The organism is Variovorax sp. Soil_C_39 (assembly GCF_057656815.1).
This window is the reverse complement of the sequence record NZ_JBDGJQ010000002.1, coordinates 422,317-437,818: the sequence shown is the minus strand read 5'-3', so window position 1 is coordinate 437,818 and position 15,502 is coordinate 422,317. Positions and strand designations below refer to the sequence as shown.

Below are 15,502 nucleotides of genomic sequence, written 5' to 3'. Positions count from 1 at the left end.
TGCCCGGCTCAAGCAGCCTCGACCATCGACACGGCCGATTCCATGTCGACCGCGACGATGCGCGAGACGCCCTGCTCCTGCATCGTCACGCCGATCAGCTGTTCGGCCATTTCCATGGCGATCTTGTTGTGGCTGATGAAGAGGAACTGGGTTTCGCGGCTCATGGCGGTCACGAGTTTGGCATAGCGCTCGGTGTTCGCGTCGTCGAGCGGCGCGTCGACCTCGTCGAGCAGGCAGAACGGCGCCGGGTTTAGCTGGAAGATCGCGAACACCAGCGCAATCGCGGTGAGCGCCTTCTCGCCGCCCGAGAGCAAATGGATGGTCTGGTTCTTCTTGCCGGGAGGCTGCGCGAGCACCTGCACGCCGGCATCGAGGATCTCGTCGCCCGTCATCACGAGCCGCGCGTTGCCGCCGCCGAAGAGCTCGGGGAACATGCGGCTGAAGTGCTCGTTCACGATCTTGAAGGTGCCGCCGAGCAGGTCACGCGTCTCGGCGTCGATCTTGCGAATGGCGTCTTCGAGCGTGCCGATGGCTTCGTTCAGGTCGGCCGACTGCGCATCGAGGAAGGTCTTGCGCTCGCGCGCCACGGTGAGCTCGTCGAGCGCCGCGAGGTTGACCGCGCCGAGCGCCGCGACTTCGCGGTTCAGGCGATCGATCTCGCCCTGCAGCCCCGTGAGGCGAACCTTGTCGACCTCGATCGACTGCGCCACGGCCTCGAGGTCGGCGCCGGCATCGTCGAGCAGTTGCTGGTACTGCTCGACGCCCAGGCGTGCGGCCTGTTCCTTGAGCTGGAATTCGGTGATGCGCTGGCGCAGCGGATCGAGCTCGCGCTCGAGTTGCAGCCGGCGCTCGTCGCTCGCGCGCAGCTTCATCGTGAGGTCGTCGTACTGGCTGCGCGCTGCCCCCAGCGAGGCCTCGCGCTCCAGCTTGAGCGCCAGCGCATCCTGCAGGCCGGCCTGGGCGGCTGCGTCGGACAGGCGACCGAGTTCGGCCCGCGCGCGCTCGTCCTCGTCGGTGAGCGCGACGACCTGCTGCGCGGCAGTCTCGATCGCGCGGTTAAGTTCGCCGCGGCGTGCTTCGAGCGTGCGCTGCGAGAAGGTGGCCTCCTGCGCCTTGCGTTCGAGGCTGCGGTGCTGCTCGCGGCTGGCAGTCAGCGCGCGGCCGGCTTCGATCACGCGCTCGTCGAGTTGGGCATGGCGCTCCTGCGCATCGGCGAGCTGCATGTCGAGCTCTTCGAAGCGGCCTTCGGCCGCGATGCGCTTTTCCTGCAGTTCCTCGAGCTGCGCGTCGACCTCGGCCAGGTCGGTGGCGAGCTGCTCGCTGCGGGCGCGCGTCTGCTCGGCCAGCTGCGTCATGCGCAGCGTCTCGACCTGCAGCCCGTGCGCGCGCGATTGCGTCTCGGCCGCTTCGCGGCGCGCACTCACGAGGCGCTGGGCCGCGTCGGCATAGGCGGCTTCGGCACGGACCAGCGCGGTGCGCGCCTCTTCGTTGATGAGCGTCTGCGCGCGCAGCTGGCGCTCGAGGTTCTCCATTTCCTGCTGACGCGCGAGCAGGCCGGCCTGCTCGGAATCGGGCGCATAGAGGTTCACGCTGTGCGAGTACACGGCATGGCCGCTTTGCACGTAGATGACCTCGCCGGGCTGCAGCGCGCCGCGCTGCGCGAGCGCCTCTTCGAAGCTCTGGGCGGTGTAGCAGCCGCGCAGCCAGTCGGTCATGAGGGCCTGCAACCCCGCATCGTTGAGCCGCAGCAGGCTCGACAGGCGCGTCAGCGCGCTGCCGCCCGCGTCCGGCGGCGCACCGGCGGGTGGCGGGCTGTAGAACGCCAGCTTGGCCGGCGGCGCATCGTTGCCGAAGGCGCGCACCATGTCGAGCCGGCTGACTTCGAGCGCGCCCAGCCGTTCGCGCAGCGCGGCCTCGAGCGCGTTCTCCCAGCCCTGCTCGATATGGATGCGGCTCCAGAGGCCCTGCATGCCTTCGAGGCCATGCTTGGCAAGCCAGGGTGCGAGCTTGCCGTCGGTCTTGACGCGCTCCTGCAGCGCGCGCAGTGCCTCGAGCCGTGCCGACAGCTCGGCATGGCGTGCGCCTTCGGTATTGACGGCCTGCTGCTTCGCGCGGCGGTCGTCGTCGAGCTGGGGCACCGATTCCTGCAGTTCGTGCAGCCGGGCCTCGGCCTCGCTCGCCGCTTCCTGTGCGGCCGCATGGTCTTCCTGCATCGCCTGCAGGCGGGCTTCGTCGGGTGCGGCCAGCGCATTCTGGTCGGCACGCAGGCGCTCGCCGCGCAGCGTGAGCTGCCGTGTCTGGTCCTCGATGTTGCGCTGGTCGGCGGCCAGCACCTGGATCTGCTGCTGCACCTGCACCACGGCGGCGCGCTGCGCATTGGCCTCGTCCTGCGCGCGCTGCTGCGCTTCCTCGAGCTCGGGCATGCGGGCGTCGTGCTCCTCGAGCTGGGCAGCCAGCAGCACGGCCTGTTCCTCGGCGTCCACGCCCTGGCCAGCCAGCGTCTCGATCTCGGCTTCGGCATCGGTGCGGCGGGTGTCCCACTGGCCGATCTGTTCGCGCAGCTGGACCAGCCGCTGCTCCACGCGCTGGCGCCCCTCGACCACGAAGCGGATCTCGCCCTCGAGGCGCCCGACCTCGGCGCTCGCCTCGTAGAGCTTGCCCTGGGCCTGGTTGACCTGGTCGCCGGCCGCGTAATGGGCCTGGCGCACCGTCTCGAGCTCGGATTCGACGCGGCGCAGGTCGGCCGTGCGCGATTCGAGGTCGTTGATCGCCTTTTCCGCGTCGACCTTGATCTTGGCCTGGTCGGCGTCGCTCTCGCTGCGCTTGAGGAACCACAGCTGGTGCTGCTTCTTGGTGGCGTCGCCCTGCAGCGTGTTGTAGCGCGCCGCCACCTCGGCCTGCTTCTCGAGCTTTTCGAGGTTCGCATTGAGTTCACGCAGGATGTCTTCGACCCGCGTAAGGTTCTCGCGCGTGTCGCCGAGCCGGTTCTCGGTTTCGCGCCGGCGCTCCTTGTACTTGGAGACGCCCGCGGCTTCTTCGAGGAACAGCCGCAGTTCTTCGGGCTTGGATTCGATGATCCGGCTGATCGTGCCCTGCCCGATGATCGCGTAGGCGCGCGGCCCGAGGCCCGTGCCCAGAAACACGTCCTGCACGTCGCGCCGGCGCACCGGCTGGTTGTTGATGAAGTAGCTGCTGGTGCCGTCGCGCGTGAGAACGCGCCGCACCGCGATTTCGCTGAACTGGTTCCACTGACCGCCGGCGCGATGATCGGCGTTGTCGAACACCAGCTCCACGCTCGAGCGGCTCGCCTGCTTGCGCGTGGTCGTGCCGTTGAAGATCACGTCCTGCATCGACTCGCCGCGCAGCTCCGACGCACGCGACTCGCCGAGCACCCAGCGCACCGCATCCATGATGTTCGATTTGCCGCAGCCATTGGGCCCGACCACGCCTACCAGTTGACCCGGCAGCAGGAAGTTGGTGGGTTCGGCGAACGACTTGAAGCCCGAGAGCTTGATGGAATTGAGACGCACGACTTGTCGGCCTGGCTTGGCAAAGCGCCAAGGTATTGATTTGTAAGGAAATTTGCACGGGCCTGCCGCTCGAGGCAGGCCGCCGCGCAAGCCGTGGATGATAACGTCAGGGGCATGAGCGATTCCTCGTTGTTTCCCCCCTCTGCCGGGCGCCGCGCCTGCCTGCTCGCGGGTGCGGCGTCCCTGTTGGGCCTCGGCGGCTGCGCCGCCGTTCGTTCGACCGAGCGAGCCCAGCCCTATGGCAACCAGGAATGGCTGCAGTCGAGCGCCAACCGCATTGCCAACCTCTCGCTGCGCGACAACCTGCAGTCGATACGGCGCGTGCAGATCACGCTGTACCGCCGCAATCCGCGCGAATGGCGCAAATCGGGCGCCAGCATGGAAGCGGCCATCCAGCGCGCCTGGGATGCGGTGGGCACCAGCGAGGCCGCGTTGCCCGAACTGCGCGGCGCCACCGGCATCGACGCCATCCGCATGGCCTTCGACACCGGCCCGCGGGGTTACCAGGGCGACCGGGTGGCGGCATTGGTAGTCGGCTGGGCCACCATGCTCAAGCAGGCCAACGGCGACACCTGGGAGCAGACCATGCTCGACGGTGTCAACGCCGAGAACAGCTACCGGGCTGCGCGCAACTTCGAGATATCGCTCTGGCTGATCGCCTCGAAGACCGGCCCCGACGGCCAGCCGCTGCTGCTGGCCACCGAGATCAGCGAACGCGGACGCAACCTCGTGGCCGACCGCGAACTCTCGAAGGTGGTGGCCCGGCTCGACCTGCTGGCCGCACAAGCCGACGAGAAGTACCGGCGGGCGGCGCTCGATTTCGGGCAGAACTGGGTCATGGGCGTGGTCATGCCGTTCTTCACGCTGGTGCCGCGCTAGGCAGACAACGGAAATATGTTTCCGAAATGGCGTTTTACGGTAATATCTTTCCGTGACCAAACAAGAGTTCATCGCCGCCCTCGCCGCCCGCCGCGACGCCACGGGCCTGACCCATGCGCAGATCGCGCAGCGCTCGGGTCTGACCGAGCGGTCGGTCCGCAATGCACTGAGTCTTGCGGGAAACCCGCAGATGTCGTCCTTGCTGGCGCTGGTCGATGCCTTGGGGCTCGAACTGCAGCTCGCGCCGAAGGGGTTTGGCGGGCAGGCCGAAGCCGACGCCGGCTATCGACCGGTGCCCACGCGTATCGGCCGCGCGGTGGGGGGGGCGGTTGCGCCGCCCACATCCTCCAAGCCGGCAGGGAAGCGCTCGCCGTGAATGTCAAGATCCTGGAGATCTCACTGGGCGCCCGCCGTTTCGGCAAGCTGTTCCAGTACGCCGACCTGTGCCGCTTCGTGGCCGAGCCCGAACTCGTCGCCGACCCGCCGGCCGAAGTGCTGTCGCTGTCGATGGTGGCCAGCGATCCCTCGGCGCAGGCCGCGCTGTGGAGCGACGTGAAGAACCCGCTGTTCAATGCCCAAGGCGGGCCGTTGCCGCCCTTCTTCCAGAACCTGCTGCCCGAAGGCGTGCTGCGCAGCCACATCGCGCAATTGCGCGGCTGCCGCGAAAACGACCATTTCGAGCTTCTGGCTGCCTGCGGCGGCGACCTGCCCGGCGCCGTGAGCGCCCGGCCCGTGGCGGTCGACCGCGGCACGCTGCAGCGGCTCATCACGCAGGACCAGGACGCGCTCGCGATGTCGGTGGTCGAACTGCCTTTGCCGCAGGGCATCTCGGTCTCGGGCGTGCAGCCCAAGCTCGGACTGCGGCGCCAGGGCGGGCGCTACGTGGCACGCACCCGGGCGGGCGCCAGCACGCGCGTGATCGCCAAGCTGCCCATGGCCGGGCGGCCGCACATGCCGCAGCTCGAGATGCTCTCTCTGCAGCTGGCGGGCGCCGCGGGTGTCGAGGTCTGCCATGCCGAGCTCGCGCCGTTGTCGGCCATTTCGGCCGAGCACAGCTACGCGCTGCCCGATGAGCCCGAATTCCTCGCGGTGACCCGCTTCGACCGCGAGGGCGCGCGCCGCATCCATTTCGAGGATTTCGCGCAGGTTCTCGCGATCGATCCGATGCACAAGTACAGCGCCAGCTACCTCGACATGGCGCTCGCGATGCGCGCCTTTCCGTCGATGGGTGAAGACGCCGTGCTCGAACTGCTGCGCCGCCTGGCGGTGAACGACCTGCTCGGCAATCCCGACGCCCACCTGAAGAATTTCGGCGTGCTGTACCCCGACGGCGCAGCGCCCCGGCTGGCGCCGGCCTACGACATCGTCGCCTACGCGGCGCTGCAGGGCGTCGAAGGCCACGCACTGCCGCTGCTGCCCGATGCCCGCACGCCGCGGCGCACGGCGCTGTTCACGCCGGCGAACATCCGCGCGTTCTGCGGCTCGGCCGGCGTGCACGAGCCGTTGGCGCGGCGGGTGGTCGCGGAAACCGCGCGCCGCGCGCGCAGCGCCTGGCCCGAAATGATCGAGGCGTCGACCTTGCCTGCGGCGTGGAAGAAGCGGCTGCAGCAGCGGCTGCAGGGGCATGCGCTGCTGCAGGGGATGGCGAAGCGGGGCAAGTAGTCGAGCGGCGGCGTCATGCCGCGGCCAACCGCCTCTTAGGCGAACAACCCCTTGTGCTGCTCCCGCAACAACGCCTTCTGCACTTTTCCCATCGCATTGCGCGGCAATTCGCCCACGACGAAGCAGCGTTTCGGAATCTTGAAGTTCGCGAGCTTTGCCTTGAGCTCTGCCACGATCGCATCGGCGTCGAGCACCGCTCCCGGCTTGGCAATGACGATCGCTACGCCGACTTCGCCGAAGTCGGGGTGCGGCACGCCGACCACCGCGCTCTCGGCCACGCCCGGCAGCTCGTTGATGTAGCCCTCGATCTCGGCCGGATAGACGTTGTAGCCGCCGCTGATGATCAGGTCCTTGCTGCGCCCGACGATCGTGATGTAGCCGCGGCCGTCGATCTTGCCGACATCGCCGGTCTTGAAGAAGCCGTCGGGGGTGAACTCTTCCCTGGTTTTCTCCGGCATGCGCCAGTAGCCCGCGAACACGTTCGGGCCGCTGACCTCGATGTTGCCGATCTCGTCGGTGGTGCAGTCGCGCCCGGCATCGTCGCGCACGCGCAGCTGCACACCGGGCAGCGCGAACCCCACAGTCCCGCCGCGGCGTTCGCCCTGCGCCGGGTTGTAGGGGTTGGACGCGAGCATGATCGTCTCGCTCATGCCATAGCGCTCGAGGATCGTGTGGCCCGTGCGCTCGCGCCATTCGTCGAAGGTCTCGATCAGGAGCGGTGCCGAGCCGGCCACGAAAAGCCGCATGTTGCGCACCGCCTCGCGCGTGAGCCCGGGTTCGGCGAGCAGCCGCACGTAGAGCGTGGGCACGCCCATGAACACCGTGGCCTCAGGCAGCTTCTCGACCACGCGCTTCGGATCGAACTTCGCAAGCCAGATCATCTTGCTGCCATTGAGCAGCGCGCCGTGCAGCGCGACGAAGAGACCATGCACATGGAAGATCGGCAGCGCGTGGATCAGCACGTCGCCGCGGGTCCAGCCCCAGTAGTCCTTGAGCACTTCGGCGTTCGACAGCAGGTTGCCGTGCGTGAGCATGGCGCCCTTGCTGCGGCCGGTGGTCCCGCTGGTGTAGAGGATCGCAGCCAGGTCGTCCGCCTTCCTGTGCGCGGCGGTGTGCTGGTCGCTGCACTGGGCAGCGACCTCGAGCAGCGTGCCGCTGCGGTCGTCGTCGAGCGTGAACACATGGCGGGTGCCGGCGGCCGTGGCGATCGGCCCGACCCAGGCGGCGTTGCGGCTGGTGCACACCACCACGGCGGGCTCGGCATTGCCGATGAAGTATTCGATCTCGGCGCTCTGGTAGGCGGTGTTGAGCGGCAGGAACACATAGCCCGCGCGCAGCGTGGCGAGGTACAGGATCATGGCCTCGACCGACTTCTCGACCTGCACCGCGATGCGGGCGCCCTCCTCCAGGCCGAGTGCGTCGAGCAGGTTGGCGATCATCGCGCTCGCGCGGTCGAGGTCGCGCCACGAATAGAACAGCCCGTTGTCGGTTTCGACGGCAATGGCGTCGAGGTCGGCGGGAAAGGCCGCGCGCAGGGCGGCGAACAGGTTGGGGTTGGCTTTCGTCTTCATGGTGCAGGTACGTCGTCGAAAATTCAGTGAATGCCGGGCGACGAAAGCGCCGATGCCTTCGTCGCCCGGCGGGTCGTCACTCGAGCTTGGCGCCCGACGCCTTCACCACGGTGGCCCAGCGCTTGATCTCGGAGTTCACGAAGCCACCGTAGGATGCCATCGTCAGATTGGGGATCTCGGCGCCGTTCTGGGTCCAGATCGCCTTCAGCTCATCGGTTGCGAGCGCCTTCTTCATGTCGTCGACGATGCGCGCCTGCACGTCGGCCGGTGTGCCCTTGGGCGCCCAGAGCCCGTACCAGGTGGTCACGGTGTAGTCGGGCAGCCCGACCTCGGCCGCGCAGGGCACGTCGGGGAACGCGGGGTTGCGCTTGGCGCCTGCCACCATCAGCGCCTTGATGCGGCCACCCTTGATGTGCTGGGCCGACGAACCGAGGCCGTCGAACATCAGGTCGACATTGCCGGCGATCAGGTCCGACAGCGCCGGGCCCGCGCCGCGGTACGGGATGTGGGTGATGAAGGTGCCGGTCTGCAGCTTGAACAGCTCGCCCGCGAGGTGGTGCGAGGTGCCCGCGCCTGCCGATCCGTAGTTGAGCTTGCCCGGATTGCGCTTGACAGCCGCCACGAACTCCTGGAGCGTGTTGGCCGTCACGCGGCGCGGATTGACCACCACCACCTGCGGCACGCTGGCCAGCAGCATCAGCGGCACGAAGTCCTTCTCGAGGTCGTAGTCGAGCCGCGGGTAGATCGAGGGTGCGATGGCATGGTGCACGGCGCCCATGAAGAGCGTGTAGCCATCGCCCTGCGCCTTGGCCGCGATGCTGGCCCCGACCGTGCCGCCGGCACCGCCGCGGTTGTCGACGACCAGCGTCTGCCCGGCCACCTTAGCGAACTGGGCCGAAAGCGGCCGTGCGAACGCGTCGGTGCCGCCGCCGGCCGGGAACGGCACGACCATGTTCACCGGCCTGTTGGGCCAGCCTCCGGCCTGCGCCCGCGCGCCGGTGCCGCACAGCACGGCAGCACCGGCCGCAGCCAGCCGCAGCACGTCGCGTCGTTGAAAACTCTGAGTCATCTGTCATCTCCTGTCGTTGTGGATTGCCGCGCCATGCGGCCGCCGGCGCCTCACGCGCCGGACTTTCTTCTTTCAGAACTCAGCCTTTTTTGAAGAACAGGCTTTCAACGTCTCCCGAAACCGCCACCTTGCCGTCGGCCAGCCAAGCACGGTGCTTGTCGATCCGCTTGAGATCGTAGAGGTAATTGACCATCAGGCCATAGGACTGTTTCAGCCCCTTGGGCGACGGGTCTCCGGCCCAGTTGAGCCGCTCGACCCGTGCGCCGTTGCCGAGATGGAAGCGCGCCACCGGATCGACCGGAGTGCCGTCGAACAGCGTGTGGCCGAGGTATTCGGCCGCGGCCTGCAGCAGCCATTGGCGCAGCGGCGACTTGGCGTCCAGCTCCGGGGCGGCAGCATCCACCGCCGCCAGCAGCCGCTCGGCGGTCGGGGGCAGCGATCCCACGAGGCGGCCGAGCTCGGCCTCCCGCTTCTCGTCGAGGCGCGGCAGCAGGGTCGATGCGTTCTTTGCAAGCCAGGCGCGGAACCCCGGAATCGGCGACAGCGTGGCAAAGGTCTTCAGGCGCGGAAGCTCTTCCTGCAGCGTCTCGACCACGCGCTTGATCAGCGAATCGCCGAAGCTCACGCCGCGCAAGCCGGTCTGGGTGTTGCTGATCGAATAGAAGATCGCGGTCGTGGCCTTCGCCGGCTGGGTCGGCACCGCGGTCTCGTCGAGCAGCGGCGTGATGCCGTCGCTGATGCGGTCGACCAGCGCCACCTCGACGAAGATCAACGGCTCGTTGGGTAGCCGCGGGTGGAAGAAGCCATAGCAGCGGCGATCGCTGTCGTCGAGCCGGTTCTTCACGTCGGTCCAGCTCTTGATGTCGTGCACCGCCTCGTAGCGGATCAGCTTCTCGATGAGCGAAGCCGGGGAGTTCCAGTCGATACGGCGCAGCTCGAGAAAGGCCACGTCGAACCAGGTCGAGAACAGGTGCTCCATCTCGGCATCGAGCGCCAGCAGGCGTTTGTCCGACTTGAGGAACGGCAGCAGCTCGGCGCGCAGGTCGACCAGGAAGCGCATGCCCTCGGGCTCGGCCGCGAAGCGCTGCAACAGGCGCATGCGCGGCGACACCAACGCCCGGCGCAGCCGGAGTTCGGCCTGACCCTCGTCGGGCGTGCCCACCGCGGCCTGGTGCTGGTCGCGCGCGGCCTTGAGCTTCTGCGGATCTGCCGCGAAATGCTCGCTCATGAGCGCCCAGTAGTCGCGCCGCTCCTCGGGCGTCGCGGCGGCATATTCGCGCGCAATCGCATGCGCCCGGCGGCCGCCCTCGACCTCGCTCACGCGCGGATCGATCACCGCCTGCAGCGCCGCCAGCACGCGGCGCAGCGTTCGCGGCGACAGCGCCTCGTCGGCCTTGCGCAGCGTGGCCTGCAGGCGCTCGGCCGTGGTGCGCTCGCTCGGCTTCGCCGCCGTCTTGGGCGCGTTGCGCGTTGCGCCCTCGGGTGCCACCGGCACCTTGCTGCCGGACTTCTCGCCAGCGCGCAGCCGCGCCTGGAACCATTCGGTCGCACTCATCGACAAACTCCAATGCTGCTGGGGGCTGCGGGTATGGCCCGGCCCGCGTCGTTCTTCATGACATCACCCTGGATTTCTGTTGCCGCGCCACCTCGCGCAGGGCCTCGCGCTGCCGCGTCAGGTGCGTGCGCATGGCTGCGTCGGCGCCTTCGCTGTCGCGCGCCTTCAGCGCCGCGAACACAGCCAAGTGCTCCGACAGGCTCTGCTCGAGCCGGCCCGGCGCATGCAGTTGCTGGAGCCGCGCGAGCTTGAGGATCTTGCGCAGGTCGCCGATCACCTGCGCGAGCCACTTGTTGTCGGCCAGCTGGATGATCGCCTCGTGGATCAGGTGGTTGGTGGCGTAGTAGTCGTTGATGCGCTTCGCCCTGGCGTGGCGCACCAGCCGCTCGTGCAGCGCATCGAGCTCGCTCAGCTCCGCATCGCTCGCATTGCGCGCGGCCTCGTAGGCGCAGCGGCCTTCGAGCAGCGCGATGACGGGGAAGATCTCGTCGAGGTCGCGCTCGGTGACCTCGCGCACGAAGCAGCCGCGCCGCGGTTCGTGGCGCAGCAGCCCTTCGGCCGTGAGCACCTTGAGCGCCTCGCGCAGCGGCGTGCGCGAGATCGAGAGCTTCTCGCACAGCGCGGCCTCGTCGAGGAAGCTTCCGGGCGCCAGTGCGCCGGCGAAGATCTGCTCGCGCAGCGTGGCGGCGACTTCGTCGTGCAGGGAGTTGGGAACCAGGCGCATGGGTTGGGTGCTTTGCGTCGCGTTGCCGCCGCGTTTACGTGTAATTTCTCATAATTACGCGTAATTGTGGGCCGCCGTCTCATGAGGCGCAAGCACCGCGCGCGGTTTTGGCGCCCGGGCTTACCCTTGCCTAAGCTGGCTGCGTCGCGCGCCTCAAGCCCGTGCGGGTTGGGGCCGCCGCGCGGCCCAGAGCCACAGGCCGATGCCGAAGAGCACCATCGGCACGCTGAGCCACTGCCCCTGGCTCAGATCGAGCGCGCGCAGGCCGAGAAAATCGTCGGGCTCGCGGAAGTACTCGGCAATGAAGCGGAATACGCCATACCCGATCATGAACACCGCCGCCACCTGCCCCTGCTTGCGCTCCTTGCGCGCATAGAGCCACATGACGATGAACAGCAGCAGCCCTTCGAGCAGGAACTGGTAGACCTGCGAAGGATGGCGCGGCAGCATCGAGCCGCTCTGCGGAAACACCATGCCCCACGGCAGGTCGGGGCTGCTGAAGCGGCCCCAGAGTTCGCCGTTGATGAAGTTGCCCACGCGTCCCGCGGCCAAGCCGGTCGGCACGCAGGGCGCGACGAAATCCATCACCTGCCAGAACGGCCGGCCGCGCGAGTGCGCGAACCACAACATGGCGCCGATCACGCCCAGCAAGCCGCCATGGAAGGCCATGCCGCCCTGCCACACGTAGAGGATCTCGAGCGGATTCGAAAGATAGAACCCCGGCTTGTAGAACAGGCAGTAGCCGAGCCGCCCACCGACGATGACGCCCATCACGCCGAGGAAAAGAATGTCTTCGACGTCCTTTCGCTGCCAGGCTGCCGTGCCGGCCAGCGAGCGGTACGGCTCATGCCGCAGGCGCCGCGTGCCGAGAAAGTAGAACAGCGCGAAGGCCGCCAGGTAGGTCAGGCCGTACCAGTGGATGGCGATCGGCCCGAGTTGCAGGGCGACGGGGTTGATCTGTGGATACATGAGCATGCGCGGATTGTGCCCGCTGAACCCGGCCGCCCTGCTCCGCTTCGGCAGGTCAGCCGGCCATCGACGTGCGTTCTTGCGTGCGCTCGCGCACGAACGCGATGAAGCGCTCGAGCGCAGGGTGCGCCGCCTGCGCGGGCCATGCCAGGCTGGTCTCGCAGGCGGGCAGCGCCAGACGCGCGCGGCCCGCGGCCTTGAACTCGTGCGCCTGGCGGTAGACGACGCCCGCGCGGCGGAACTGCATGACGCTGTGCGGCACCCAGGCCATGCCGATGCCGCCCGAAACCAGGTTGACGATGGTCTGCATCTGGATCGCCTCCTGGGCGACCTGCGGCGCGAGGCCTGCCGCGTGATAGAGGCCGAGGATCGCGTCGTGCAGCGAAGGCACGATCCGGCGCGGAAAGATCACCAGCGGCTCGGCCAGCACCTCGGCCAGCGGCACGGGTTTCGCGCGCGCCAGCCGGTGCTGGGCCGGCATGGCCAGCACCAGCGACTCCTCCTCGACCACGAGCCTTTCCAGCCCGGGCGGCGCCGCGCCCGGCGAGTGCAGCATCAGCCCGGCGTCGATCTCGCCGCGCGCCAGCGCCTCGCGCTGCACGTCGCCGGTGGCCTCGACGAGTTCGAGCGCCACTTCGGGGCACAGCACGTGGAACTCGCGCACCCAGGCCGGCAGCTTCTCGAAGCCGATCGTCGAGACGAACGCAATGCGCACCCGCCCCACCTGCCCGGCCGCCGCCGCCCGCGCACGGGCGGGCAGCCCCTGCGCGCGCGCCAGCAGTTCGCGCACGTCGGGCAGCAGCGCCTCGCCCGCCGGCGTGAGCGCCACGCGCCGCCGCGTGCGGTCGAAGAGCACGACCCCGAGCGTCTTTTCGAGCTGGGCGATGGCCTGCGTGACGGGCGGCTGCGTCATGTGCAGGCGCTCGGCCGCGCGTCCGAAATGCAGCTCTTCGGCCACGGCGACGAACTGGCGCCAGGCACGCAGGTCGATCAGGTGCTCTTTCATATGCCGAGCATATCAATGCGGGCTCGAAAATGGATTGGAAGCAATCAGTGAGAAGTCGGATACTTGAGCCTTCCCCCGCGCTCCCCACGCGCTTTCCCCACGACAGAAGAGACACGCACCATGGACACCAAGCCGATCCAGATCAACCGCCGCAGCGCCAACATCGTCGAAGGCAAGAGCCGGGCACCCAACCGCTCGATGTTCTACGCCATGGGCTATGAAGAGGCCGACTTCAAGAAGCCGATGGTCGGCGTCGCGAACGGCCACAGCACCATCACGCCGTGCAACTCGGGCCTGCAGAAGCTGGCCGACGCCGCCATCGCCGGCATCGAGGAAGCGGGCGGCAACGCACAGGTGTTCGGCACGCCTACCATCTCCGACGGCATGGCCATGGGCACCGAAGGCATGAAGTACTCGCTGGTCAGCCGCGAAGTCATCTCCGACTGCATCGAGACCTGCGTCGGCGGCCAGTGGATGGACGGCGTGCTCGTGGTCGGAGGCTGCGACAAGAACATGCCCGGCGGCATGATGGGCATGCTGCGCGCCAACGTGCCCGCCATCTACGTCTACGGCGGCACCATCCTGCCGGGCCGCTACAAGGGCCAGGACCTCAACATCGTCAGCGTGTTCGAGGCCGTGGGCCAGAACGCCGCGGGCAACATGAGCGACGAGGACCTGAACGAAATCGAGAAGCGCGCCATTCCCGGCACCGGCTCGTGCGGCGGCATGTACACCGCCAACACCATGTCGAGCGCCTTCGAGGCGCTGGGCATGTCGCTGCCCTACTCGTCCACCATGGCCAATCCGCACGACGAAAAGCAGAACTCGGCCAAGGAATCGGCCACGGTGCTGATCGAGGCGATCAAGAAGGACCTGAAGCCGCGCGACATCGTGACCAAGAAGGCCATCGAGAACGCCGTGGCCGTGATCATGGCCACCGGCGGCTCGACCAACGCGGTGCTGCACTTCCTGGCGATCGCGCACGCGGCCGAAGTCGACTGGACGATCGACGACTTCGAGCGCATGCGCAAGAAGGTGCCGGTCATCTGCGACCTGAAGCCCAGCGGCAAGTACCTCGCGGTCGACCTGCACCAGGCCGGCGGCATTCCGCAGGTGATGAAGGTGCTGCTCAACGCCGGCCTGCTGCATGGCGATTGCATGACGATCACCGGCAAGACCATCGCCGAGGTGCTGCAGGACGTGCCCGACCAGCCGCGCGCCGACCAGGACGTGATCCGCCCGATCGACAAGCCGATGTACGCCGAAGGCCACCTCGCGATCCTCAAGGGCAACCTCTCGCCCGAAGGTGCGGTCGCCAAGATCACCGGCCTCAAGAACCCGGTCATCACCGGCCCGGCGCGCGTGTTCGACGACGAGCAGTCGGCGCTGCAGGCCATCCTCGACGGCAAGATCAAGGCCGGCGACGTCATGGTGCTGCGTTACCTTGGCCCCAAGGGCGGCCCGGGCATGCCCGAGATGCTCGCGCCCACGGGCGCGCTGATCGGTGCCGGCCTCGGCGAAAGCGTGGGCCTGATCACCGACGGCCGCTTCTCGGGCGGCACCTGGGGCATGGTCGTGGGCCACGTGGCGCCCGAAGCGGCGGCCGGCGGCACCATCGCGTTCGTGAACGAGGGCGACTCGATCACCATCGATGCGCATGAACTGAAGCTCGAACTCAACGTGCCCGAAGCCGAACTGGCCAAGCGCCGCGAAGGCTGGAAGCCGCCGGCACCGCGCTACACGCGCGGCGTGCAGGCCAAGTTCGCGTTCAACGCGTCGAGTGCGAGTTCGGGCGCGGTGCTCGACAAGTTCTGAGGGGCCTCGGCGCGCGCGCAGGCAGTGGCCTGCGCCGCCCGCCGCGTGCGCTTCAGCGCCGCGGCCGCTGGCCGGCCTTGCTGCTCGGCAGCCCCATGTTGCTGCGCTGCCGGTCGATGCGCGTCTGCTTGCGCTTTTCTTCGCGCTCGACGACCTTGCGCTTGGTGTAGCCCGACCAATCAGCCCAGGCCCACCACGCCGCGGCCATGGCAAAGGGCATCAGCACGAGCCACCAGCTCCACTCGGCCACCATGCCGATCTCGAAATACTTGAGGGCCACGCCTGCGAGCCCCAGCACCAAAAACCACATGGCGAACCCCTTCGGTTGTAGTCAACGCTTCCGGTCGCCGGTGCACGGCGCTACCTACAATCGCGTTGTATCGAATGTACCCCAGCCATTAACAATTACCCCATGAAAAGACTCCTGTCCTTCGCGCTCCTGGGCCTGGGCCTGGCCGCGCCGGCCTTCGCAGACCTTGCGCTGGCCACGTCCAAGAACTGCATGAGCTGCCATGCCGTCGAGCGCAAGGTGCTCGGCCCTTCCTTCAAGGATATTGCGACCAAGTACAAGGGCAATGCGGGTGCGGTCGACATGCTGGCCACGAAGATCATCAAGGGTGGTTCCGGCGTCTGGGGACCGGTGCCGATGCCGGCCAACAACCAGGTCAGCGAAGCCGACGCCAAGAAGCTGGCCGCCTGGGTGCTGGCGACGAAGTAGCACC

General features: G+C 68.1%; 13 protein-coding genes. 5 read left to right on the top strand and 8 right to left on the bottom strand.

The features are described from left to right. Positions 1-8: 8 nt before the first annotated feature. A complete protein-coding gene (gene smc / locus AC3A6J_RS06100; protein WP_487859012.1) occupies positions 9-3,530 on the bottom strand; it encodes a chromosome segregation protein SMC in 3,522 nt (1,173 codons plus the stop codon). Positions 3,531-3,644: 114 nt separating this feature from the next. On the opposite strand from smc, the gene AC3A6J_RS06095 reads away from it, so the two are divergent. Genes AC3A6J_RS06095 through AC3A6J_RS06085 form a run of 3 tightly spaced genes read left to right on the top strand, consistent with a single transcriptional unit; the run spans position 3,645 to position 6,071 of the window. Further along, positions 3,645-4,409 (top strand): hypothetical protein, encoded by a 765-nt coding sequence (locus AC3A6J_RS06095; protein WP_487859011.1) that lies wholly within the window; start codon positions 3,645-3,647, stop codon positions 4,407-4,409. Positions 4,410-4,461: 52 nt separating this feature from the next. Further along, positions 4,462-4,785, top strand: coding sequence for a helix-turn-helix domain-containing protein (locus tag AC3A6J_RS06090; protein WP_487859010.1), 324 nt, complete (start codon positions 4,462-4,464; stop codon positions 4,783-4,785). Next, on the top strand, positions 4,782-6,071 hold the full coding sequence (locus tag AC3A6J_RS06085; RefSeq protein WP_487859009.1) for a type II toxin-antitoxin system HipA family toxin: 1,290 nt from the start codon (positions 4,782-4,784) through the stop codon (positions 6,069-6,071). The genes AC3A6J_RS06090 and AC3A6J_RS06085 overlap by 4 nt, the downstream gene beginning before the upstream one ends. A 35-nt stretch (positions 6,072-6,106) precedes the next feature. On the opposite strand, the gene AC3A6J_RS06080 is transcribed toward AC3A6J_RS06085, so the two are convergent. The 6 genes from AC3A6J_RS06080 to AC3A6J_RS06055 all read right to left on the bottom strand — a co-directional run bounded on the left by AC3A6J_RS06080 (position 6,107) and on the right by AC3A6J_RS06055 (position 12,965). Next, a complete protein-coding gene (locus tag AC3A6J_RS06080) occupies positions 6,107-7,642 on the bottom strand; it encodes a malonate--CoA ligase (protein WP_487859008.1) in 1,536 nt (511 codons plus the stop codon). Between the two features lie 76 nt (positions 7,643-7,718). Next, complete coding sequence (locus tag AC3A6J_RS06075; protein WP_487859007.1) at positions 7,719-8,711, bottom strand: Bug family tripartite tricarboxylate transporter substrate binding protein; 993 nt, start codon at positions 8,709-8,711, stop codon at positions 7,719-7,721. 79 nt (positions 8,712-8,790) lie between these two features. Continuing rightward, on the bottom strand, positions 8,791-10,266 hold the full coding sequence (locus AC3A6J_RS06070; protein WP_487859006.1) for a malonyl-CoA decarboxylase: 1,476 nt from the start codon (positions 10,264-10,266) through the stop codon (positions 8,791-8,793). A gap of 55 nt (positions 10,267-10,321) precedes the next feature. Then, positions 10,322-10,990 (bottom strand): GntR family transcriptional regulator, encoded by a 669-nt coding sequence (locus tag AC3A6J_RS06065; RefSeq protein WP_487859005.1) that lies wholly within the window; start codon positions 10,988-10,990, stop codon positions 10,322-10,324. 153 nt (positions 10,991-11,143) lie between these two features. After that, positions 11,144-11,965, bottom strand: coding sequence for a prolipoprotein diacylglyceryl transferase (gene lgt / locus AC3A6J_RS06060; RefSeq protein ID WP_487859004.1), 822 nt, complete (start codon positions 11,963-11,965; stop codon positions 11,144-11,146). Positions 11,966-12,014: 49 nt separating this feature from the next. Beyond that, positions 12,015-12,965 carry a LysR family transcriptional regulator gene (locus AC3A6J_RS06055; protein ID WP_487859003.1) on the bottom strand — a complete coding sequence of 317 codons (951 nt, stop codon included), beginning with the start codon at positions 12,963-12,965 and terminating at the stop codon, positions 12,015-12,017. Positions 12,966-13,085: 120 nt separating this feature from the next. Between AC3A6J_RS06055 and ilvD the strand changes: the two genes are divergently transcribed. Further along, a complete protein-coding gene (gene ilvD / locus AC3A6J_RS06050) occupies positions 13,086-14,780 on the top strand; it encodes a dihydroxy-acid dehydratase (protein ID WP_487859002.1) in 1,695 nt (564 codons plus the stop codon). Between the two features lie 52 nt (positions 14,781-14,832). Here ilvD and AC3A6J_RS06045 read toward each other — a convergent pair whose 3' ends face one another. Next, positions 14,833-15,090, bottom strand: coding sequence for a TIGR04438 family Trp-rich protein (locus tag AC3A6J_RS06045; RefSeq protein WP_487859001.1), 258 nt, complete (start codon positions 15,088-15,090; stop codon positions 14,833-14,835). A 102-nt stretch (positions 15,091-15,192) separates the two neighbouring features. Here AC3A6J_RS06045 and AC3A6J_RS06040 point away from each other — a divergent pair, with 102 nt between their 5' ends. After that, positions 15,193-15,498 carry a c-type cytochrome gene (locus AC3A6J_RS06040; protein ID WP_487859000.1) on the top strand — a complete coding sequence of 102 codons (306 nt, stop codon included), beginning with the start codon at positions 15,193-15,195 and terminating at the stop codon, positions 15,496-15,498. Positions 15,499-15,502: the final 4 nt, after the last annotated feature.